Below are 24499 nucleotides of genomic sequence, written 5' to 3' on the forward strand. Positions count from 1 at the left end.
TTTGATCGTTCAAAAAAGAAACAAAAATGTAAAAATTAAAGTAAACAGCTTGTAAATGTAAACATCATATGTTTAACTTGATCGTAAGTTGAGCAACGCTCTAAGATAAAACTAGGATACTAGAGCGTTCATTTATTTTATCGGCATTGCTTAACTAATAATAAAAAACTGACGACATCATCACACTGGCATTAAGACACACGATGCCGAAAACAGGAGCGCACACAATGCAGCATAACTTTAGGTTATCAGCAGTCTCTGCAGCTATCATTGCTTCACTTATTTCAACCTCTGCTTTTGCACAAGAGGACGAAAAAAAAGTGAAGACTAAACTAGAAAAAGATATTGAAATAATAGAGGTTCAGGGTATCAAAAGTAGCTTGCGAAAAGCGGTAAACGCAAAGCGCTTTTCCGAGAACGTGAGTGATTCAATTCACGCTGAAGATGTAGGTAAATCAACAGATCAAAACATTGCCGATGCACTTTCAAGGGTAACTGGCGTTTCCATTCAAGAAGAAGGTGGAGAGGGGACACGTATTTCAGTGCGTGGTGCAGGGCCTTCTTTAAACCAAATATCTATGAATGGTGTAGCACTAACAGGTGGGCTTAGCACCGATGGTTCTAGTGCAGGTGCCACTAACGATAACAGCGTAGATTTAAGTTCTTTTTCATCAGATATTTTATCATCAATAGACGTTATTAAAACATCCTCAGCTGATAACGATGAAGGTTCACTTGGTGCGACTGTTGTTTTACGTACTGTGAAGCCTTTAGATTTAGCTAAGCCACGACGTTCATTTACTGTTGAAGGACGTTATAACGAATTTTCCGATGAAAATGATTCACGTATCAACTTTAGCTTTTCTGATAAATACTTCGACGACACCTTTGGTTTTATTATAACTGCTTCTAAAGATACACAAAAAACACGACAAGATCGTATTAATACTGACTGGGCTAATGGTGCAATTCCCATTGTTGATTTAGATAGTGCAACTGGAAGAACAGCTCATGATATAGCAACAGGTAAACCGATTAGAGTATTGGGCTATCAACGTGATACTGATGGCAACAAGCTGTTTGGTAATGACGGCCAAGCGCTATTAAATCCAATTAGCTCGCTCAATAATTACGATCCTGAAACACAAATATTGCATGAAGGTGATTTATTTGTTTTAGCGCGTGAGGTTATTGATTTTACATTAAATAACGACCAACGAGATCGTCTATCAGTATCGACGGGGTTTCAATATAGGCCAACAGACACACTCGATATTCAGCTTGATATTACCCATACAGAGCAGGATGTACTCACTGATAGCCAAAGGCTGCGTTTAAACATGGGGCCTGTTACACCTTTGATTCATCCAAGAGATGACAACACATCACTCAATGGTGTTGATTTATCAACCAATACCTTACAGCAGTCAAGCAGTCGTTCTACGGGGGGGAATTTTGTCCGCTCTTACGGTCTGCGTGAAATAGATACAAACGTAGCGTCACTTGATATTGATTATCAGGTAACTGACTCATTAAATATGAATGTGCGCGCTGGTTTTTCTAAAACGACAGATGAAACACCAGACGATGATGAGAAAGATCGTTTCATTTCTATTAGTACAGCTACATGGGGCACGGCAGGTCGGCAAATAGTTGAATCAATGCCTGATGGCAGCCACGAAATGGTTGGCTACGACTGTGGCGCTAATGGAGAATGTAGTTACTCAACGGGTGTTACACCAGGGGAGTTTGATGCTTTTGATGGTACGTCTAATGCGGTGTACAGCCGTTTTAATCCGTATGACATGCAGCACAATCACTTAGGAAGTTTAGTGCTTCGTAAAAATAAGTTAGCGGATACAAACAAGTCGTTATTTGTTGATTTTGACTATGCCCTTGAGGGAGATTTTTTACGTTCTCTTGAGTTTGGTGTTAAGTGGACAAATCGTAAAAAAGATGTCTCTATTCAAAATAGAGCAACCACAAATGGCAGTGACTTAATAGATTTAGAAGACCCCAGTCAAGCGTTTGAAGTACGTGGACTTGGTACAATTCGCTTAGCCGATATAGTTGCAAATAGTGCATACCCATATGATAACTTTGGTGAAGATATTCAATCGGACCGTTCAGCACAATTTTTTAATGGCTGGCCACTGCTAGACGCAGAAAAAGCACTTGAGATTGTATCGGGTAAAGATGCGGGTGAAGTCGGTATACGTGAAACAATTACCGGTAGCCGAAATATAGAAACGGATACTAAAGCTGCCTACTTTAAGGCAAACTTTGAACTCATGGATGGCCGCTTAACCGGTAACCTAGGCCTGCGTTATGTGAAAGACGACACAACGGCAACAGGTGTAGGCGGCATTAACTTTATCCGCTTTCCGCAAATGGTTGATGCGTATAATTTGTTAGTTGAACGTGGTTTAGCTAATACTAATTTAGAACCATGCCCTGCTGCTGTTATGGGGGTATCTGACACGGGTCAGCCTGATCATCGTTACACACCCGCAAACGATGCTGAGCTACAAAATTGTTGGGCATGGCAAATCACTCATGCGTATAACCGCTCAAACCCAGCTACTTTTCCTGTTGACCCTCAAACGGGTCAATTTGTAATTCCCGGGGCTGATGGCAACACAGGGCTGGGTGTAAATCAGCAAGTGTTTGTAGATGAAAATGGCAACATTATAGCTAACAATGCTTTGCCTTCTTTAATTTACGACAGCAACGGGAACTTGGTTCCTACCTCTGCTAATGCATGGGCTCATTTTGCAAGTAATGGGCAAATATGGCCATTTTTGGATAGGACTACCGCTTTCACTGGTCCTCAAGGCAGTGGTCGAGAAGTACAAGACCGCGTTGCATGGGTAACTAAAAAGGGCGGACATGACGCTTATTTACCTAGCTTAAACTTAAATTATGCAGTTAACGACGAAATGATTGCACGTTTTGCTGTTAGTAGAACAATGACGCGTCCTCGTTTTGATTCATTAAACCCACGTACACAAATTTTTGAGCAACAATGGGATTCTGCAAATGGCTCAGCAGGTAATGCAAATTTAAAACCGCTTAAATCAACCAATCTAGACTTGTCTTTCGAGTGGTACTTTAGTGATTCAGGCTTGCTGTCTGCAGCGTTTTTTTTCAAAGATATGAAAGACTTTGAAGAAACAGTAGTTGTTCCTTATCACTACAAAGACGTTAGGACCGAATACAATTTACAAACGGCAGACTTACTGCTTGATTACGATGAAAACCGAGCGCCGGGTAACGAAGAAGACTGTATGCCACTTAGGCAAGTTGCGGGCTTTTTTGACCAATGGCGCATTGAATGTGACGTTGTAAACGTAACCACAGTAACCAATGGTAAGGGCGCAGATATTAAAGGTGTTGAACTAGGTTACAACCAAAACTATGACTTTTTACCAAGTTATTGGGGTGGCTTAGGTTTAAACATGAACTATACCTACCAAGATTCAGAATCTGACCGTCAGCAGGTAGGTAATACCGATATATTTTTAAAACCACTACCACAACCTTACACGCCAAAGCATTCCCTAAATACAACACTGTACTGGGAACAAAAAGGGATTCAATTACGTTTAGCGAGTCGCTACACCGGGGAGCAGTTAGTAAACCGAGGTTTAGTTGGCGGTGCTACATGGCAAGAGGCAACCCATCGTTTGGACTTTAGCTCAAGTTATAAAATTAATAAAAACTTTAGTCTAACTTTTCAGGCACTTAACTTAACTGATGAAACTAACCGAATTTATTACACCAGTTCTTTTACGCGCAACGCGTTTGAAGCTAACTCGCAAGAAGTTGTGCTTGATGAAGGTAATGCAATTGAAGATGGCAGTGTAACTACTTCGCGTACAGCATCAGTTTGGAAAACAGGTCGTCAATTCCGTGTTGGTCTTCGCGGTACCTTTTGATTGAGAAACTATTAGCAGCGGGCCACGTTAGGCGCGCTGTCATACAGATTTTGGAGAGTAAGATGAAACATAACTTACTAATAAAAACAGCGATTAGCAGTGTTATATTTTCAGTATTAACAGGGTGCGGCGGTACGGATGAAGGTTACGATCCTCAGTTTAAATCTGATTTAGCACTTGTAATCGATACTGCAGTGATCACAAGCGCATTAGATGAAGAGTCCGCAGTTCATGAAATTGATTTACTGCAAGGCGTAACAATCGACGGTAAACCAGCTTCTGAGTCAGGAGCGACCATAAACGTAAGTGAGTTAGAGTTTGTGGCTAATAATAATTTCATTACCCCACAAACAAGTGCTAATACCATTGCATCACACCGGATTTCACCTTTCACGCAATCAAGTGATAGCACTAAATTAGTGGTCGATACAGATGCGTTTTCACAAGCATTAAGGCAATGCGATCAAACAGATATAAGAGGTCAATTCGACAGTGATGGTAACCCCATTGCGGATGGGTATTTAGATTTTCCAAGCCAAGCTGTTTATAACATTACCTATTCTATTGATAATGGCGCAAATCGCATACCAGGGGAGGCACTGCCTAGTCGTACATTGCAATTAACCATCAATGCAATTGATGACCCTGTATCTGAAGTCACTATTTCACCCATAGAAGTACCTGTAGGTGGGCAGGCAAGTGTGTTTGCATCAGCAATACCTAGTTACGCGTGCAACCCCGCACTTGTTTACTCAATTGCAGATGAAGATATTGCAACCATTGATGAAAATGGTCTTATTAGCGCTAAAAATACGGGTGAAACCACTATTACAGCCACAAGTGTTGATAACCCAGAAGTAACAGCAAACGCCACGCTTACAGTAACGGGTGCTTTTAGTATTGCAATAACAAACGATGATAAAAACGAGTTAGGCGCATCTTCCGGAAACAAGGACGTTCCAATCTGCGTAGCAAGCGGTATAGAAGTACAACCGGCTTTATTAAACGCAGAGTTAAGCGGCGAATATACTTTTGATTGGACACTTAACGATGAAGTTTCATTTACGCAAAGCTTAACCTCAAAAAGTGGCTTTGGAGAAGTACTTGCCTTACAGGCTCCTAATACAATTGATACTGTGAATACGGTAACTGTTGAGCTTATTGATGGCGATACAGCAAGTACACCTTTATCACTCATTTCACAAAAAAGTATTACGATAAATACCGTTAATAACCAAATGTGTGAGCCGGGCGTGTCTGAACACCCCGCAGGTTTTAATACTGACTTTAATTTAGATGCAGAGGGTGCACCCTATAAAGGGAATGCCACTTATAGTGTATCGGCAACCTCTGTGTCGGGTAATGGCCGTTCGCTTGAAATTACAGCGGGCACTGCAACTCAAGGTGAAGCGAATACACCGTACTCTTTTGCAACTCAGCAAGTTTGGAATAAACAACGTAATTGGTATAGCGCCAATTATGGTCGTGGTGCTGAGTCTGTAGGTAAAACGTATCGCTTTTCAGCATGGGTTAAATTAAATCAACTACCTGAACAGCCTATAACGCTTCGCCATGTTGTAGTGCCTTGGGTTTATGAGGGAATTCCTGATGATGCACAAGGTTTTACAGGGCGTTATTCACAAGCGGGGTTATTCAGCGCTGAACTGGATTCAACTACTCAGTGGCAATATATTGAATTTACAGAAGATTCAACTAACACACGAGAGTGGGCAATTCCAGCAACGTGGAGCTCAGTTACTGATGTGTTTACCCTTTGGGAAGTGTATGGACTGCCAGCGGGTGATTCAATCTTGATTGACGATTATGCAGTTACGCGTACCGATATTTAAGCGAGTAATCAACGCATAACATAATATCAATTAGAGCGGCTTTAAACTTATCGGATTAAAGCCGTTCTGCTTATGAGCCACTAAATCTATTCATTTACGCATTAATTTTTAACTTTCACACAAATTTATATACAAAATAATGAGACACCATGAACAGCGCACAAAAAAAAATAGAAACACATAAATTGATGCTCACAGCAGCATTATTGTCGGTAATAACCATTGGTGGTTGTAGCAGCGATTCGACAGCTAATATGCAAAGGCCTCCCCAAGCTATGAGTAACCTCCTGCCATTATCGGATCCACAAAATACAGGTAAATGGATACTTAACACCCAAGTAAGCGATGAATTTGAAGGCAGTGCCATCGATGAAGAGCGTTGGTACATTGTAGGTAAACTAGAAAACGGCAAACCCGTTTATAAGCACCCAGATAAGCCAAATAAAAAAGTATGGAAAGGGCGAGCACCTTCGCAGTTTTCGGGTAATAACTATCGCTTAGAAGATGGAAAATTAAAACTTGAGACCCGTTGGGAGCCCGATTTTCCTTTTGAAGAAAAAATTCACAAACCTGTTTTTGGTGATGCACTTAAATACGAAAATATAACAACAGCGTGTTTTATTAGCCGCAGATCATTTCAATACGGATATATAGAAATTAAAAGTAAAGCCGCTGATGCGCAAATAAGCAGTGCATTTTGGTCAATGGGTGAAAAGCTAGAAGTTGATTTTTTTGAACTGTTTGGAGACTCCCTTGACCCGAAAAAAGACCATATAGACAGTGAACTATGGTGGTCAATTCGCGATTGGAATAAAGAGGTAATGGGGAAGCCCACTTATACAGAGCGCAAAGACTTAGGATTTAGAGTCGCTGATGACTTTCATGTATATGGAATTGATTGGAGTGCTGATGGGATTAAGTATTATGTTGATGGTAAGTTATTTAGTGAAGTTAGCGCTGAACAAGCAGATGCATGGGCTAAAGAGCATCGTGGGGTTGATAAAGGTTATGTAGCCACTAAGCCGTTATTTTTATGGCTCGATCAGGAAACATTTCCTTGGCATGGTGTACCGACCAGCAAAGAGGAGCTTGAGCGTAATAGCCCTGAAGGAAAAAAAGAGGATGGCGTGGTTGATTTTGAAATTGAGTATGTCCGTGTTTGGCAGAAAAAGCCGGCTCAATTAGCTAATTAAGGATTAAAGAAATGAAAAATAATTATAAGCCAGTAAATAAAACTTTTTACTTAACTTTTATTGCTACAAGTATTGTCCTTAGCGGTTGCAGCTATATGAAAGTTGACCCCTACAAAAATAGTTTCACAAAGGGGAATATGTTCTCGGAAACTAAAAATGTTATTCCTTTTGAACCTTTGTCGAGACGTAAATGGGATAGTGCACTCATTGCTGACTTTGATAAAGACGGCTATCAAGATGTATTAATTACTGAGCACACCCACGCAGTAAAAATTTTCTGGAATAACAAAGACAATACCTTTTCAGCACCTCAGATAATTATTAAAGGCGACACTCACGGCGTCGCTGTTGCTGACTATGACCTTGATGGAAGAATGGATTTAATAATTGCTCAAGGCGGTGGTGGCGGCTTAAAACCTCGTTTACCTGTATCGTTTCAAATAAATCACGACCGAACTGTTGAAGGTGGAGAAACATTTAATGATTTTGAACGTACACGCGGCCGTGCGGTTAAATTAATAGATGGCAATAACAGTGGCACCTTAGATTTAATGCTCTCAGCTTTTCCGCTTAAGAAGCAAAAAAAGGGAGCCAACCACATATATAAAAACGAAGGACATAATCAGTTTAAGTTTGTCGATTACTTACCTACTGCAAAATGGCTTGGATATAAGGCCTTAGTTAGTGATTTTGATAATGACGGGCACGATGATTTATTTTTTTACGGCGGAGATGACATTGTTGTAGCGCAGAGTAAATCTGATTTAGGTTATAAAAATAAAAGTAAGGCTGTCCTAGGGGATAATCGCAATATTAGCCATGTAAGCAGCATGACCGAAATCGACTTTGATAATGACGGTGACTTCGATTTATTTTTAACCCGCGCTAAACATCAATTTGAACAACACACCTTTTATGATGCTCAACCTCAAAATTTTGCTTTCTTTACTCGTAACGAAGCATTTAAATTTGAAGACTTTAAAATCGAAGGTAATTTTGAAATAGAAAACCTGCAAATGGCATATCCTCATTTTAATGTGTTTATTGGTAAAAATAGTGAGCCGTTAAAACTTAAAGGTCATGGTGGTAGTGAACGTACGGTACAGGTAACAAAAGAACAAGCTGCTGGCTGGCCTAAAAAGCTAAATAACAAAGGTTTATATATAGGTTACTTAGGTAACGACACTTGGCGCGTAGCTGGCGATACTAAATCGCCGACCGCTGGTGTTATTAAAAGAGTGACCAATTCACCCAAAGTAAAAGGGCTTGAGCCATTACCAGCGGTGTTATTAGAAAACCGACAAGGTAAGTTTGTTGATGCAACAGCCAAGCTCAATGTTAATTTAAGCGAACCTACAACCAGTGCTGTAGCCGGGGATTTTAATAATGATGGCTGGAGCGACTTATTTGTATTACGTTATGGTAACCCAGCAAAAGCGAACAAGCAGGTACTGTATTTAAATCAGCAAGGTAAAGGCTTTGAGGCTTTAAAAAATCATGGTGTTATTTCAACTGAACTTGGAGCAACAGGGGGCAGTGCACAGGCCTTTGATTACGATAATGACGGCGACCTTGACTTAATTTACTCAAATGAGCGCGGCCGTTGGCATTTATTCACCAACAGCACAGCTTTAGACGCGCAGCATAATTTTCTAGTCACAAATATTGGTTACTCGCCTAAAGCTGGTGTGTCGGCATTGGGAGCTACTGCGACTATAAAAGCATGTGGGCAAACTTATAAGCGTGTTGTAGGCGCAACAGGTGCTGGCTTTTCACAAAGCGAAAATAATAAGTTACACGTTGGTTTAGGTACGTGTACACAGATAAATAATGTATCGGTTCGTTGGAGTAATAATGAACATGTAGATATTAGCAATGCGGTTATTAATGATGCTGATGGGGAGTTAGTTGGAAGAAAAGAGCCGTTGTAAGTAATAAAGTTAGGAAAAAAATAGCGCTAAATTAGCGCTATTTTTTCTTAATCTACTAAAAACTATACTCAATGCTTGCACCTACATAACGCTGCCAATCGCGTGGATAGAACGCTTCACCAAAGCCTTCTGAGTTTATGCGTTGACGTGTAGTGTATGACTTATCAAATAAGTTTTTAACAAATACGCTCATTTTGATGTTTTCTTTACTCACGCTTAAATAGCCATCCCAAATGCTTGACGATGGATTTGCTGATTCACCAAAAGCAAGCTCATTGATTGATTGTGTGTGGCTACCGTTGTACCGCCAAACAGCACGAGTATTAGCTTGCCATCCAGTATCCGCTATTTCAGTACTATACGAAATAGTGCTTAAAAACTGCTGCTCAGCATTATTAGGGAAAGATAGGCCTGTTTGATCAAAACTCTGACGGCCTGTTTCATCGGTTGTACAACGCGCAGCGAGTAAGCCACCATCATTTGCAGGGCAATTAATAGGCGTATCTGCAAAATCTTCGTAGCGTGCATCAAAATAAGCGTAGTTAAACGACCATTTAAGGTTATCTGTGAGTTTTACTACTACATCAGCTTCAATACCGGTAGAACGTGCTTCATTTGCGTTAACATAACCTGCAAAAACAATGTTATTTTCTTCGTCAATTACACGGGTTGCTCGCACCTGATAATCATCAACTGACATATCAAAATAAGTAAAGTTAAATAGCAAATCGTTATCAAAATAAGCAGAGCGCAGGCCTACCTCAAAGTTCGACGAATTTTCAGGCGCAGTAGGAAAGTTATCAGCTTCAGCAGGGTCTGTGTTTGTTGTTACAAAGTAAGACGCCCCTTTATAGCCCGTGGAATAATTTATATAACCACGAATATCATCTGTAAAGTCATACCCTAGTACTGCTTTATATATAAAGGCAGTATCTGAATCAGAAAACTTAGTAGGATCATCTTGACGTTTTATTAGCGATGGATCAGTTTTAGCCAGCTCAAAAACATCGGCATAGGTGTCCATACCGACTCCATTAGATGGAGTCGCAAGATCGGTACGTGCAAATGTTGCTTCACCTTTTTCGTGAAGTAGTCTAAAGCCAAATGTGGCATCTAACTGCTCGGTAATTTGGTATTCAAGTTGACCAAAAATGGCAATGTTTTCAAAGCTGGTGGTAAAGTCACCACTGTTAAGTAAGCGAGATGGAACTAACAAAGAACGGTCGTCTTCGCCAGTTGTAGCGTAGTTATCTAAGTAGGCATTTGTTGAAGGTCCTGAGTAACAACCAACTAGCTCGCCTCCTTCAATAAAACCACGGTTACCCGCAATACAACCATCTCTTACTTCAGAGCGCTGGCCGTCGGTATCATGATAAAAGAGGCCTAATACCCAATCAAATTTTTCATTATTAAATGACGATACCCTAAATTCTTGTTGAATTACATCTACGGACTCGTTACCGCCAAATGCCGAACGTTGCACAGGAAAGTTTACTGTAAAAAATGCAGAGCTATTATATAAATCAAAGTCTCTATAGCTACCATTATAGCTAAGTGTAATTTCATCATTTAAATAGTAGTCAGCCGACATAGAAAAACCAAAATTTTCAGTTTTACCGTAATTGGCTTCAGCGTTTCGTGCTGTTACTGGGCCGCCTGCTTCTTCAAAGGTCGACTCTGGGTTTACGCGATTATATGTAGTGCCTTCAATAGTGCCGTCGTCTTTTACATTAACGATTGGTCGTGGGCCAAAATCTGGATTAATGCCACCTAAACGGATAAGTGAACAACAGTTAGTGTCTGTTTCTGAGTACTCTAGACGAAATAACACATTGAGTTCTTCACCATTGTCGTATAAGAGCTGTCCGCGGCCCGCTTTTGTTTCTTTTGCGCCAATGTCATAGTTTTCTTCACCTGGCATGGTGTTTTTTATCCAACCATCTATATCGCTGTATTGAGCATTAAATCGAGCTGCCCAATTTTCGTTAAGTGGTACATTTATAGTGCCGCTAAAATCAGTGCCATCAAACTCAGTAACCTGTGCTCTAACAGTGCCTGAAATTCGGTCATCTAGCTGCGGCTTTTTAGTGACATAATGTAGTAAACCGGTAGATGTATTTTGGCCAAATAGTGTACCTTGTGGCCCGCGCATAGCTTCTACACGTTGAACGTCAGATACCGGGAGATTGAGCATTGATTGGCGGGGGAGTACTTCACCATCAATTACCACTAAGTTTGATGATTGTAAGCCAATAGAATTTGTAAAAGTGCCTATACCACGTGTTTTTAATGTCGTTGTTCTTATTTCGCTGCTGTCATCAATGCCAAAGCCTGGGAGGTAAGTTACTAAATCAAAACCATTATCAATCTGGGTCTCTTGAATTAAATCACCATTCAATACTTCAATTGAAGAGGGCACTTCTTTTAGTGCTTGATCACGTTTTTGCGCGCTCACTAAGATTATTTCAAAGTTATCGTCGTCCTTCTTAACTTCCTCTTGGGCCGAGACTGTGTGTGTGAAAGTTGATAAAGAACAGCATGCAAGCAATATAGCTGTGTGCAATTTACTGTGTTTAAGCATTTTAACCACTCCATTTCTTTATAGTTGTCAGTGTGCAGGTAGTACTTTGAAGTACTTATCATGAAGAATCGAGTTGACTAAAAGACATTGTTGGTGGTTTAAAGACCATTAACAGTCAATAAAAATAAGCAACGCAATTCATTCTAACAATTTAAACATATGATGTTTGTAGTTGCAATATGTTAATCACTTGTTTATTAAATATTGTTTTAGTTAGAGGCAAGTGTTCTGATAGATAAGCGTTAATTAATGACTTTAGTTAAAAGAGATTACGATTATGGATAAGCATGCGTAGTTTTAAAAACGAGTAATAATACGTGATGACTTTGAAAGGCAAATACTCGCGCTGATTTTTTAAAAGACTATATTTATCAAATTAGTAATGGTTTGTAACGGTTATTCAACTCACTTTTATAAGTTCAAAACCGCCCAATTATTTAAGTGAATTGGTATAAACATCGACAAGTTTAATTTGGCTCATCAAAGCTGGCTTAATTAGTCGTGTTGTTATTAGGGAGGTGAACTGTATGCACTGAAATTTGTTCAACCTAGGGGCTATTCAATCACGGCTCGAGAAATTAACCAAGTGGACTTTAGAGCTGCTATTGCGTTATTCGCCCCTAGAAAGAAAAGAGTAGCGTATATACGATAAACATGTAACGTTTGCGCTTACGTATGAAAATAAGTGCAAATAGGGACTGCTTTTCTTAAATACCCAACGCATAATTACAGAGTTAATCACGAAAAGTCAGCTTGCCTTATATATTCAAACTTATTTTAACGATGCAAAAAAGTGATAATCTTCAGCATTTTTTAGCTTCTGAGCAAAACTCATCCCTAAAATTTTTAATTGTGTTGCATTGTTATAGGTACTGATTTTTGATTTCAACTCTATTATGGCTTTGGCTGTTGAGCCAATGCTATCGAGTGCTAAAAAGTACAGATAAGCGTATTGCACGTTATTACTCTCAAGTACCATTGCGTGTTTAAACGAGTCAACAGCAGCGGGTTTGTTACCGCTTCTAATAAGCGCCATACCATTTGCATAATGCAGCGGCGCAGAGCTCGGCACTGCTGTTAAACCATTATTTAACGTGCTTTGCATTTTTACTGTTTGACCAAGGCGATAATAAATATCGGCTAAATTTACATAACTTGCATCAAAGTAAGGGTCAACGCTAATGCCTTTTTGTAACGACTTAATAGCGCCGTTTACGTCTTGCTTGTTAAGCGCGAGCATACTTTGATTTATATTTCCTTCACCGCGCCATGTATTTACCTTATTGGCATATGCAAGTTCTCTAATTGATTGATTAAGCCCATCTAGCTGCGCTTTTGTTTGGCTTAGATTTTGTGCTGCAGCAACTCGCACCGACTTTAACTTGTCGGTTAATAGTTGCTTATAACTTTTTAAACGCTCTGCTTCGGGCAGCAAAAAGCCTACCTTAGCAATTGCTAGGCGGATAAGCGGAAGCGGTGAGTTTACCCAACTTTTTACGTCACTATCGCTAAGCTCTGTAGTTGAGCCGCCTAAATAACTTATTGCACTGGCACGGTCTATTTCGTTTAACGAAAAATCATTAATCAAGCTCATATGTGCATTTTTCGATATCGCTTTTAATGAGCGTAGTTCAAGCATACTGTGCTCGCTTGCACTTAATTCAGGCGGTTTACCGTGCCATTTTTCAAGCGTGCTTGCTGCCCATTCGTTTGTTTGGCCGTCATGGCATTGCACACACGCATTGGGTGTATCGTATTTTATTGATATGTCAGGGCGCGGAATTTTAAAGCTGTGGTCGCGCCTGTCATCAACGCCCATGTATCTGTTTGTTGGCATGTGGCAACTAACACATTGTGCACCGGCTGACTGTTCTTTATGGCGATGATGCTCGGGTTTATTGTATTCGCTGGCACTATGGCACTGTAAGCACAGCCCATTCGTTTTTGTTTTAACTTTCATGGTGTGTTTATCGTGACAGTCAAGGCAGTTAACACCGGCTTTGTACATTTTACTTTGCGCAAAAGAGCCAAATACATACACCTCTTCTTTAATTTGGCCATCAGCATGATACAAATTCGGTTCTAAAAAGGAAGGGCTAAACTGGTCTAAAAACGCTTGGCTATTGTCAAAACCATCCGTTAGTGGGCTACGTAATGAGTGGCACGCATAACAACCTTGCATAAAGCTGTTATCGCGGGGCTCACCTTGCCACGTGGCGATTGTGTCATCGCCGGTTATTTTCCACTGCGACATATTGGTGGGGCTTGTTTGGGCCGATTTAGTCACTTTTTTAGTTTTATGTTCATCCGTAATCTCACTGTGGCATGATTTACAACCCACATTTATATTTGAAAAGTGTGTATCAAAGCGCTCCTTTTCACTATTGAAATTACGCTTTAAATTATCTGAATGGCAATCGGCACACATGCCGTTCCAGTTTTGTAGAGGTTGCAGCCAATGGAGACGATCGTCAGGTTTTACATCTTCGTTAGCGTAATTGGCATACCAGCGCTGGCCGCCTAGTGATTTAGCGCGGCTATCCCATGCAAAAGGAAATACTTGGTATTTGCCTTTTTCAACTTCAATTAAATATTGTTGCAGTGGGTCAAAGCCAAAAACATAATTTACGGTGTACGTTTTTTTAGTACCTTGCTCGGTCAAATCAATTAAAAAGGTATCTTTTTCTTTATAGAAAACGGCTTTTTGAGAAAAGTGGGTCGCCGTAGCATTGCTAAAATCACCAAGCACCGTATCGTTGCTAGCTATAGCCATTGAACGAGCATGGTCTGACTGTTCCCAATCATGTGTCTGTTGTTGATGGCAAGATTGGCATTCCTCGTTCGCAATAGCTGAAAAACAACAGCATAAAAAAAGCATACTAACTAAGCGTTTTATTATATTTATCATATTTTAATCTGCCTTCAAACACACTCATTGCATGATATAAATTAGGTAATAGGCCCAGCTAATCACTGAGTATTCAAATCGAGCTGCAATTAAACTGATGTGCTGTGATAATTAATTTAAATTATCATACATCATATGTTTGCAATATTGCTATGTTTTGTTTACTGTAGCGATATTGTGATTTATAAACGTATTTTTTACAACTTAACTATAAAATTAACTAGCCATGATTATCTAATATAACCAACACGTTAGTTAAATAGTGTAATTAATATCTTTTAACTATATGCATAACTAGTATATTAAATAGGAAACTATGATGAATAAGCTACTTGTTCTTTTCTCTGTATGCTTAGGCTTTTGTGTTAGTGCTCATGCTGTGGCAAAAGTACAAACAGAAAAACCTAATATTGTTTTAATTTTTGCAGATGACGCAGGTTTTGGTGATTTTGGCTTTCAAGGTAGTACCGAACTTAAAACGCCTAATTTAGATAAATTAGCTGCAAGTGGTGTGCGCTTTACTCAAGGCTATGTGAGTGATTCTACCTGCGGCCCTTCACGCGCTGGGTTGATGACAGGAAAATATCAACAACGCTTTGGCTATGAAGAAATTAATGTACCGGGTTTTATGAGTGATAACTCTGCACTAAAAGGTGCCGATATGGGCTTGCCGCTAGATCAAAAAACAATGGCAGATTACCTCAAAGAGCAAGGTTATAAAACAGCGGTATTTGGTAAGTGGCATTTAGGTGATGCCGACAGGTTTCATCCTCTAAACCGTGGATTCGATACCTTTTTAGGGTTTAGAGGTGGTGACAGAAGCTACTTTAGCTATTCAGAACAAGAAATGGAAAATGGAAACAAACATTTTTTTGATAAAAAATTAGAACGCGACTTTGGTAATTACGAAGAGCCAAAAGAGTATTTAACCGATGAGTTAGGTAAAGAAGCTGTAAAGTATATTGAAGAAAATAAAGATGAACCATTTTTTATCTACTTAGCATTCAATGCAGTACACACCCCGCTTGAATCAGACCCTAAAGACTTAGCAAAATTCCCTCATTTAACGGGTAAACGCAAAGAGCTTGCAGCCATGACATTAGGTTTAGACAGAGCCAGTGGTTACGTACTTGATAAACTTAAAGAGCTTGGTTTAGATGAGAATACGATTGTCGTTTTTTCAAACGATAATGGCGGCCCATCTGATAAAAACGCATCAAATAATGCACCTCTTGCGGGTACTAAGTCTAACCAGCTAGAGGGCGGTATTCGGGTACCGTTTGTAATGAGTTGGCCTAAGCATATTAAACCAGGTTCTGTTTACGACTACCCGGTTAGTACACTCGATTTACTGCCCACCTTTTACAGTGCGGCACAAGGTAAAGCGTTAGGTAGTGATATTGATGGCGTTGACTTATTACCTTATATACAAGGTAAAAATACAGAGCGCCCGCACAAAGTGATGTATTGGAAAAAAGAAAACAGAGCGGTTATTCGTGAGAACGATTGGAAGCTTATTCGATACCCAGACCGCCCTGCAGAATTATACGACTTGAGTACAGATGTTGGTGAGCAAACAAATTTAGCAGCAAAAAATCCGCAACGCGTTAAATCTATGTTTAAATCATTATTTGAGTGGGAACTTACACTTGAGCGTCCGCGTTGGTTATTAAAAAGAAAATACGAAAAATACGATATTGACCGCATGGACAAATACCGTTTACCAGCCACTCAGCCTTAACAATTTATAGGTAATAATAAATGAAAATAGAATCTGTTGAAGCATTGCTTGGCTGCGTTGGCAAACGTAACCAGCTTTTAGTTAAAGTTGTAACCGAGTGTGGGATTGTTGGTTGGGGCGAGTCTGGTCTTTCAAATCGTGAGCATGCAGTCATTGGTGCCATACAGCATTTTGCAGGCTTTTTAAAAGGTCAAGACTCTCGTAAAATTGGTCGTATTTGGCAAGAGCTTTATCGAAGCCATTACTTTGAAGGTGGCCGTGTGATTACGGCTGCAATTTCAGCAATTGATATTGCGCTTTACGATATATTGGCTAAATCTTTACAAGTGCCGGTGTATCAACTTTTAGGCGGTAAACAACGTGAGCATATAGAATGTTTTGCGTGTTGTTATACTGAGGCCGACCCAGATAAATTTGATGATTTAGTAAAAGAAGCTAAAGCACTTGTTGCACTTGGTTGGACGACAATAAGAGTGATACCGAGTCGTTTTGATGACCCAGCATTTTTTGAGCCTCAAGAATCTATTACCAGAACGGCGCGTTGCTTAAATGAGCTTCGTAAAGTGCTGGGACCTGACATCACACTCGGTATTGATTATCACCATCGATTAAGTGTGGCAGAGACGGCTTCATTTTGTCAGCGTTTAAAGCCAGACACGCTTGATTTTATTGAAGAGCCTATTCGTCATGAATCTCCTGATGCATATAAAACGCTGCGTACTTTAACGTACATTCCTTTTGCTATTGGTGAAGAGTTTAGTTCTAAATGGGCGGCTAAACCTTATATAGAGCAGGGGCTAACTCAGTACTTACGTGTTGATGTGTGTAACATTGGTGGCTTAACGGAGGCGATGAAAGTGGCTGGTTGGGCTGAGGCACATTATATAGATGTTATGCCACATAACCCGCTTGGCCCTGTATGCACAGCGGCCACAAATCATTTTGCTGCAGCGCTACCAAATTTAGGCTTAATGGAAACACATCAAGGTCCGTTTAGTGAGTTTGGCGCCCATGATCCACTTCTTTTTCCTAAGCAGCATGTATTAACAGGTAATAAGTTTACTATTCCTGAAGTACCTGGTTTAGGTGTTGAAGTGAACGAAGCCGCGTTCAGATTAGCAACCCCTGTAGAAACCGAAGCGCCGCATTTATCAAAGCGTGATGGCTCACATACTAACTGGTAACTTGCGCAGAGAATTATATGAATACACTTACAGCAACTGTTTTTGATAACACACTAAATTTTGTAGGCGAGGGCCCTTTGTGGCACCCGATCACACAAACGCTTTATTGGGTCGATTTTCCAAATCATCTTTTACACAGTAAAAAAGGCGACCATAAAGCTGTGCAACGCTTAGATGATATGGTTACCGCCCTGGCATGGGTAAACAACGAAACCCTTTTACTAGCAAGTGATAAAGGCCTAAATACTTATAACACCAGTACGCATAAGCACACTTTTTTGTGCAGCGTTGAAGCAGATAAACCCGATAACAGAAGTAACGATGGGCGTGCCGATCCGTGGGGTGGATTTTGGATAAGCACAATGCACAGCGATGCAAAAGAAAATAAAGGGGCTATATATCGTTATTACAACGGCGTAGTTACTCAAGTTGTTAGTGATTTAACCATACCCAATGGTATTTGTTTTGATAAGTCGCGTGCTAGAGCTTATTACGCAGATTCAAAAACGCAAAAAATTTACCGATTTGACGTCGACTCACTTACGGGGTCGCCAATAGGGGAGAGCGTGTTGTTTTTTGACTATTCAAGTTCAGCTGTATCACCTGATGGCGCTGTAATTGATAGCGAAGGCAACATGTGGATAGCACTTTGGGATGGTGCACGTGTAGATTGTATTTCGCCAGATGCGAAAGTAATTCGAAGCTTAGCGACGCAAACACCTCGCCCTACCTGCCCAGCGTTTGGTGATGATGGAACAACGCTCTACGTAACGTCAGCACAATATGGCTTAGAAGATGCCCCATTTGATGCCATACCTCACGGCGCTACGCTTGCATTTAAAAATGCGGTAAAAGGCGTGTTAGAGCCTTGCGTTAAAATAGACGGCTTTTAATTTTAAGTATCCACTTTAAATATTAATTTTGTGTTTTTTTCTTACATTGATTGAATGTGGGAGGTAAAACACATTGCACATATAAACATCATATGTTTATATTGTTTTTACTAATTCTATCAATGTTATTCTTTTATATGTGCGATGCATTGATTAGCAGCACAGTAAAAGCATAAAAATAAAACTAAGGGTAATACATTGAAAGACACACACACACAATCCACAAAAGCAATTAAATACTCTCTCATTGCCGCATTTGGCGGGTTTGTATTTGGCCTAGATGCGGCCAATATATCCGGCGCGTTACGCTATGTTAGCTCGCAGTTTGAGCTGACTAGTTTACAAACCGGTAATGTAGTGGGTTGCGCCATTGTTGGCGTAATCATCGCACTGTTTTTTACTGGTACTTTATGCCAAAAATTTGGTCGTAAAAAGGTACTTGTTGGCATTGCTTTAACATATTCACTCTCTACTGTTATTTCTGCTTTTGCGGTAAGTTACCCCATGCTGGTTGTTGGCCGCTTTATAGGAGGGGTCGCATTTGCCTCCATAACCGTCTCAGCCATGTATATTGGTGAAATTGCACCCGCTAATAAACGAGGGAAATTTGTATCAGTTAATCAGTTGCTTATAACCTTAGGTAGTTTATTTGCGTTTATTGTTAATTACTTTTTTGTTAAATATATGGGCTCAATTGAATGGTTAAATGAGGTTAATATTTGGCGTTATATGCTTGGCTTTGAGATTGTGCCTAATATTATTTGGTTTTCGTTACTACTGACAATTCCAGAATCGCCACGCTGGTTAATGAGCAAAAAGCGTGATGAAGAGGCGCGCACTGTATTTAAAGGTATGGGAATAAATAACGACGATACCGAGCTTGTACTTAATGATATTAAAGCAACTATTCAAGAAGATTCGAAAAACAGTGCGCTTGAGCAACTTGGGGTGTTATTTAGTAAGCCAATGCGTTTTGTTGTCTTACTTGCTGTATGTTACGCAGTAGTGCAAGGTGCAACCGGTATGAATGCTGTATTGTTTTATGCACCTACCGTGTTTGAACAAATAGGAATGAGTGTCGAAAACTCATTTTTACAAACAATAGTACTTGGTGCGGTATCTGTACTGTTTACATTGGTCGCCATATTTTTTGTTGAAAAACTTGGCAGAAGAACTTTAACAATTACCGGTTTGCTGCTGATTGCTGTTGCACATATGTCAATTTGGTATGGCTTTGAGAATGCCACCTACTCACTAAACAGTGAAGCAATAAGCAAAGTTGCAGATCAAAAAGTAGATATCACAAAGCTGCACGTTTTCGAAAATAAAATATACAGCACTGATGTTGCGCTAAAAGCTGATTTAGCCACTATTTACAGTAAAAAAGAGCTACCAGTTGTTACCGGTGCAATTATTAATGCTTCTATAAATATTAGCCCTGCGTATGTTCTATTTGGATTATTTGCATTTTTAGCCGCTTTTAATATGTCGATAGGACCAATTATGTGGGTGATATTTTCGGAGATATTTTCAAGTCGAGTACGCAGCGTTGCATTGCCCTTTGCCGCGTTAGTACAGAGTATTTCTAGCTGGAGTATTCAGCAGTTTTTTCCTTGGCAATTAGAGAACATGGGCGCAGCAAATACGTTTTTATATTATGGAGGCGTCGCTATTGTGGGCTGTATTGTTATGGCATTTATACTTCCCGAAACGAAGGGCAAGTCTATTGAGGCCATTGAACGCGATTTGGTCCCAGGGCTTAATAAATAAGGAACATATCTATGTCATCACGATTATTAAACGAAGTTGCTATTGTCACTGGCGCAGCCGATGGAATTGGAAAAACAGTAGCACGCGTATTTTGTGAGCAAGGCGCTAAAGTGTGTGTTGCTGATATAAATAAAGAAATGGGCGAAAGCGTTGTAGCAGAGCTAAAAAGCAAAGGGTTTGATGCTATTTTTGCGCATACTGATATTAGCGACGAAACGGCTATAAAAAACATGGTTGTAAAAGTAGTCAATGAGCTTGGCAAGCCCAGTATTTTAGTTAATAACGCCGCTTTAATTAGCCCTGGGCGAAACGTAGATGATGTTACTCCACAAATGTGGCGTGATAGCTTTTCGGTCAATGTTGAAGGTATGTGGCAGTGTGCAGCGGCCGTGCTTGAGCATATGAAAGAGTTAGGCCGGGGCAGTATTATAAATGTAGGTTCTGTGCATTCATATAAAATTGTACCGGGATATTTTCCGTATGCGGTAACAAAGCACGCCGTTATAGGGCTTACTAAAAACTTAGCCGTTGAATACGCAAAGCACAACATACGAGTGAATGCGCTGTGCCCAGGGATGATAGAAACACCTATGGCATTTAAAGCATGGGAGCAAACAGACGATCCTCAAGCATCACGCAAAGCAATGGGGGACGTACATCCTTTAAAACGAAATGGGACAACTGAAGAAATTGCCTATCCAGCCGTGTTTTTAGCCAGTTCAGATTCGAGTTTTATGACAGGGCAAAGCCTCATTATTGATGGCGGCCGTTCTGTAATCTATCACGATTAAGGTGCTTAACTTAACACACTGTAAAGCTCATGGGTTTGAGGCTATTTTGCTAAAAAATAGTGAGCTTGCTATTACAGTTATTCCTCAGCTGGGTGCGAAAGTCACCTCTATTGTAAGCTTAAAGCACAATAGAGAGTGGCTTGCTGACGATAAAAAAATCACTTTAAAAATTACAAAAAACAATGATTTTTCTGAGCATGATAACGGTGGCTGGGATGAATGTTTCCCGGGTATTTCTCCTCAGGTGTATGAACACATCCCCGATAAAACGTATTTTTCACATGATCATGGTGAGCTGTGGTGCCAAGCATGGCAAATAACGAATACTCATATTAGCGATGAAGAAATAGTACTTGACTTACAAGCTGAGGTTTTTGACTCTACGTTTACATTTATAAGAACGTTTACCTTAAAAAAACACAGTAAACGACTACTTGTTGACTACCAAATAAAAAATAACACAACTGATAATCTTCCATTTGTTTGGTCAGCGCATCCTATTTTTGCCGTAGAACCCCAAATGCGTATTTTGATAAATAGCAAACATATAGACTTTAAAGTTGATGAAGGGCTTAGTCGCTTTTATGACATTAATAGTGCTTTTATTAAATGGAGTGAGTACTCAACTAAAGTCCCGCCGCTAAATGAAGTTATGCCCTATAGTAGTGGTTTTGCAAGTAAGATTTTTAGCAAACACTTAAATACGGGTACTCATAAAGATCAAAATATAATTGTAAAACTAGTAGATGATAAAGCCCAACAAAGCTGTGGGTTTGAATTTTCATCAGCAAGCATAAGTCACTTAGGGCTTTGGTTTAATTACAATGGTTGGTCTGCCACTGGAGCTTCAGCTCCTTTTGTACTGGGGATAGAGCCGTGTATAGGTAATAGCGATTCTTTACAACATTCAATTCAAAATAGTGAACATGGCATAGTGGAAAAAGGCCAAACTAAGTTTTGGCGACTAGTATTTTTTGTTAACTAAATGTATTTTCTGTTTGCTCATTCAAACATCATATGTTTAAATAGTTGTTATGTATTAAGGCCGGCGTGCCTTTCTTTGATCATTTAGCCCTTGTGGGTGTTGTAGATAATAATGGAGCGACAGAATGCTTTCTAAACAACTGTATATTGGCGGTAAATTGATAACCAGTGATGTTTCAACTGATGTTATTAACCCTGCAACACTTGAAGCTGTTGGGCAAATATCAGCAGCAGGTATAAATGAAGCGTCGTTAGCACTTGATGCTGCGCAAAGCGCGTTTGCAACTTGGTCAGCGACGCCTGCAAAAGAGCGTGCACAATGGATGCTTAAACTGCGTGATGCTGTAATTGAAAATGAAGAGCACCTACGTGAATGCGTTCATTTAGAAATGGCAAAACCGTGGGACTCAACCGCTGATGACTATCAAATGTTGGTTGATAGCCTGACCTTCTATGCCAACGCTATTGTTAATATGGTTGACGAAGAATTAAATGACACTGAAGGCACACATAGTCATACATTAAGCCGCGAGCCGGCGGGTGTAGCCGCTGCCTTTTTAGCGTGGAATTTTCCATTATTAAATTTAGCTTATAAATTAGGCCCAGCAATGGCAGCAGGCTGTCCACTTGTAGTAAAGCCGTCAAGCAAAACCCCTTTGTCTGCATATGCAGTAGGTGAATTATGTCAGCAAATAGGCTTGCCAGCAGGTGTGGTTAACATACTTTCGGGCGCTGATAGCGCTGTAGGCGATGCCATTTCAGCATCAACTATTCCCTCAATACTTACTTTAATTGGCTCTACTAATGTAGGTAAGCATGTCATTGCAACAGGCGCTACCTCAATTAAGCGTTATTCAATGGAACTTGGTGGTAATGCACCGGCTATTGTATGTAGCGATGCAAATTTAGATAACGCGGCAGATGTAATTTGTGGCGTTAAATTTGCCAACGCAGGGCAAATTTGTGTGACCCCAAACCGCGTATTTGTACACGAAAGCGTTGCAGATGAATTTATTGAAAAAGTACTTACACGTGCAAAAGCAGTAAAGGTTGGTTTTGATAAAAACGAGGCTATTGATATGGGCCCTGTTATGGATGCCAACTCATGGCAACGTATCGATGAGCTAGTGAAGGATGCACAGCAAAATGGGGCAAAATTACAATTAGGGGGTAAAAAGCCTGCTGGCGTTACTGGATATTTTTACGAACCAACCGTGCTCACAAATGTTGATTCGAGCATGAAAATCTACAAAGACGAAATATTTGGCCCTGTTATTAGCATTATTATATTTAGTGATAACGAGCAAGTGCTTAGCGATGCTAATGACACAGATGCTGGTTTAAGCTCATTTATTTTTAGCAACAACGAAGACACTATTTCTTATTTTGCTAAGCATTTACGCTTTGGCGAAGTACAAGTAAACGGGATTAAGTACAGTATTAATTTACCGCACTTTGGCATTAAACAATCGGGTGTTGGGGCTGATTGCTCGTTATTAGCTTTAGATGATTACCTCGTCTACAAACGTGTTTCACGTGCGTTAAAGGTTTAAGGAACAGACAATGAAAATAACTCAAATTATTAGCCACGTTTTACAATACGACCTAGATGAAGAGCTAGGTTATTCTCAGCAGTACTATGCAAAACGCACTGCACATTTGGTTGAAGTACGTACTGATATAGGTATTACTGGTTGGGGCGAGTGCTTCGGTGGTGGCGGTGTTGCATTTGCCAATAAAACAATCGTTGAACATGTCATTCAACCGATGATTTTGGGTATGGATCCGCTTGATAGGGACGTTATTTGGCACAAAGTTTACAACTTATTACGCGATCATGGCCAAAAAGGCATGCCAATTCAGTCGTTATCTGGCGTTGATATTGCGCTGTGGGATATCGCAGGTAAGTTTTTAAATCAGCCCGTTTATAAACTGTTAGGGGGGGCTTATAGAGAGCGTATACCTGCTTATGGTTACGGTATGATGTTACAAAAGTTTCCTAATTTAGAGGAGCGATTCACCGAAGAAAGCCAACGCATTAAAGAAATGGGCTTTACGGCAATGAAAATGAAAATTGGTCTCTCTCCAGAGCGTGATGTAAAGCTTGTTGAGGCCGTACGTAAAGGTATTGGGAGTGATATGCGCTTAATGGTTGATGCAAACCATGCCTATACTGCGCGTGAAGCTATTCCATTAGGTCGTGAACTACAAAACTTAGGTGTTTACTGGTTTGAAGAACCGGTTGCGCCAGAAGATCACCAAGGCTACCGTGACTTGTGTGAAGCCCTAGATATGAGTATTGCCGGTGGCGAAGCTGAATTTACTCGCTGGGGCTTCAGAGATTTAATTAAAAATAGATGTGTTGATTTATTACAACCCGAAGTATGTGCGCTTGGCGGTATTACCGAATATCAAAAAGTATTGGCTATAGCGCATGCGCATTTTGTTCCTGTAGTAAATCATGTGTGGGGCTCAGCAATTGCGGTAGGCACAAACCTTCATTTATTGGCAGCACTTCCAGACTTACCTGGGGCTGCACACCCTGTACAGCCTATGCTGGAATACGATACAACACCTAACTTGTTCAGAGAGCAGTTACTGCAAGAGTCGTTAAACATAAACGAGCAGGTTAAAAATAACAATGGCACTGTTGCACTTCCAAAAGGCCCAGGTCTTGGAATAGAGCCAGATCTTGACTTTATTAAACATTACGAAGTATCAATTTAATAGTTAAG

14 protein-coding genes are annotated in these 24499 nt (G+C 40.1%); 12 read left to right on the forward strand and 2 right to left on the reverse strand.

Annotated elements, in window-relative coordinates:
* Positions 1-203: 203 nt before the first annotated feature.
* From AN389_RS12545 to AN389_RS12560, 4 genes are all read left to right on the forward strand, one after another.
* Positions 204-3938: a TonB-dependent receptor gene (locus AN389_RS12545; protein ID WP_235575975.1), complete on the forward strand. Its 3735-nt coding sequence runs from the start codon at positions 204-206 to the stop codon at positions 3936-3938.
* Between the two features lie 62 nt (positions 3939-4000).
* The gene (locus AN389_RS12550; RefSeq protein WP_055019932.1) at positions 4001-5788 is read left to right on the forward strand and encodes an Ig-like domain-containing protein; all 1788 of its coding nucleotides are present in this window, start codon (positions 4001-4003) and stop codon (positions 5786-5788) included.
* A 149-nt stretch (positions 5789-5937) separates the two neighbouring features.
* The gene (locus AN389_RS12555; RefSeq protein ID WP_055019933.1) at positions 5938-6981 is read left to right on the forward strand and encodes a family 16 glycosylhydrolase; all 1044 of its coding nucleotides are present in this window, start codon (positions 5938-5940) and stop codon (positions 6979-6981) included.
* 137 nt (positions 6982-7118) lie between these two features.
* Positions 7119-8912 (forward strand): CRTAC1 family protein, encoded by a 1794-nt coding sequence (locus AN389_RS12560; RefSeq protein ID WP_160318630.1) that lies wholly within the window; start codon positions 7119-7121, stop codon positions 8910-8912.
* Between the two features lie 55 nt (positions 8913-8967).
* Here the strand turns inward: AN389_RS12560 and AN389_RS12565 are convergent, their stop codons facing one another.
* The gene (locus AN389_RS12565; RefSeq protein ID WP_055019935.1) at positions 8968-11493 is read right to left on the reverse strand and encodes a TonB-dependent receptor; all 2526 of its coding nucleotides are present in this window, start codon (positions 11491-11493) and stop codon (positions 8968-8970) included.
* A 772-nt stretch (positions 11494-12265) separates the two neighbouring features.
* Complete coding sequence (locus AN389_RS12570; RefSeq protein ID WP_055019936.1) at positions 12266-14401, reverse strand: multiheme c-type cytochrome; 2136 nt, start codon at positions 14399-14401, stop codon at positions 12266-12268.
* 319 nt (positions 14402-14720) lie between these two features.
* On the opposite strand from AN389_RS12570, the gene AN389_RS12575 reads away from it, so the two are divergent.
* The 8 genes from AN389_RS12575 (at position 14721) to AN389_RS12610 (ending at position 24491) form a co-directional block, all read left to right on the forward strand.
* Complete coding sequence (locus AN389_RS12575) at positions 14721-16142, forward strand: sulfatase (RefSeq protein ID WP_055019937.1); 1422 nt, start codon at positions 14721-14723, stop codon at positions 16140-16142.
* Between the two features lie 20 nt (positions 16143-16162).
* Positions 16163-17326, forward strand: coding sequence for a mandelate racemase/muconate lactonizing enzyme family protein (locus AN389_RS12580; protein WP_055019938.1), 1164 nt, complete (start codon positions 16163-16165; stop codon positions 17324-17326).
* Between the two features lie 17 nt (positions 17327-17343).
* Positions 17344-18219, forward strand: coding sequence for an SMP-30/gluconolactonase/LRE family protein (locus AN389_RS12585; RefSeq protein WP_055019939.1), 876 nt, complete (start codon positions 17344-17346; stop codon positions 18217-18219).
* Between the two features lie 198 nt (positions 18220-18417).
* On the forward strand, positions 18418-19989 hold the full coding sequence (locus AN389_RS12590) for a sugar porter family MFS transporter (RefSeq protein ID WP_055017474.1): 1572 nt from the start codon (positions 18418-18420) through the stop codon (positions 19987-19989).
* Between the two features lie 11 nt (positions 19990-20000).
* Positions 20001-20780: a glucose 1-dehydrogenase gene (locus AN389_RS12595; RefSeq protein ID WP_055014427.1), complete on the forward strand. Its 780-nt coding sequence runs from the start codon at positions 20001-20003 to the stop codon at positions 20778-20780.
* 46 nt (positions 20781-20826) lie between these two features.
* Complete coding sequence (locus AN389_RS12600; RefSeq protein ID WP_160318631.1) at positions 20827-21765, forward strand: hypothetical protein; 939 nt, start codon at positions 20827-20829, stop codon at positions 21763-21765.
* A gap of 124 nt (positions 21766-21889) precedes the next feature.
* Complete coding sequence (locus tag AN389_RS12605; protein WP_055014425.1) at positions 21890-23317, forward strand: NAD-dependent succinate-semialdehyde dehydrogenase; 1428 nt, start codon at positions 21890-21892, stop codon at positions 23315-23317.
* A gap of 10 nt (positions 23318-23327) precedes the next feature.
* Positions 23328-24491 (forward strand): mandelate racemase/muconate lactonizing enzyme family protein, encoded by a 1164-nt coding sequence (locus AN389_RS12610; RefSeq protein WP_055014424.1) that lies wholly within the window; start codon positions 23328-23330, stop codon positions 24489-24491.
* Positions 24492-24499 lie beyond the last annotated feature (8 nt).

The organism is Pseudoalteromonas sp. P1-7a (genome assembly GCF_001401855.1).
GTDB lineage: Bacteria > Pseudomonadota > Gammaproteobacteria > Enterobacterales > Alteromonadaceae > Pseudoalteromonas.

Excerpts from the sequence above, each read along its gene's own strand:
- AN389_RS12545 (WP_235575975.1), top strand. The coding sequence starts at position 204 with ATGCCGAAAACAGGAGCGCACACAATGCAGCATAACTTTAGGTTATCA.
- AN389_RS12550 (WP_055019932.1), top strand. The coding sequence starts at position 4,001 with ATGAAACATAACTTACTAATAAAAACAGCGATTAGCAGTGTTATATTT.
- AN389_RS12555 (WP_055019933.1), top strand. The coding sequence starts at position 5,938 with ATGAACAGCGCACAAAAAAAAATAGAAACACATAAATTGATGCTCACA.
- AN389_RS12560 (WP_160318630.1), top strand. The coding sequence starts at position 7,119 with ATGTTCTCGGAAACTAAAAATGTTATTCCTTTTGAACCTTTGTCGAGA.
- AN389_RS12565 (WP_055019935.1), bottom strand. The coding sequence starts at position 11,493 with ATGCTTAAACACAGTAAATTGCACACAGCTATATTGCTTGCATGCTGT.
- AN389_RS12570 (WP_055019936.1), bottom strand. The coding sequence starts at position 14,401 with ATGATAAATATAATAAAACGCTTAGTTAGTATGCTTTTTTTATGCTGT.
- AN389_RS12575 (WP_055019937.1), top strand. The coding sequence starts at position 14,721 with ATGAATAAGCTACTTGTTCTTTTCTCTGTATGCTTAGGCTTTTGTGTT.
- AN389_RS12580 (WP_055019938.1), top strand. The coding sequence starts at position 16,163 with ATGAAAATAGAATCTGTTGAAGCATTGCTTGGCTGCGTTGGCAAACGT.
- AN389_RS12585 (WP_055019939.1), top strand. The coding sequence starts at position 17,344 with ATGAATACACTTACAGCAACTGTTTTTGATAACACACTAAATTTTGTA.
- AN389_RS12595 (WP_055014427.1), top strand. The coding sequence starts at position 20,001 with ATGTCATCACGATTATTAAACGAAGTTGCTATTGTCACTGGCGCAGCC.
- AN389_RS12605 (WP_055014425.1), top strand. The coding sequence starts at position 21,890 with ATGCTTTCTAAACAACTGTATATTGGCGGTAAATTGATAACCAGTGAT.
- AN389_RS12610 (WP_055014424.1), top strand. The coding sequence starts at position 23,328 with ATGAAAATAACTCAAATTATTAGCCACGTTTTACAATACGACCTAGAT.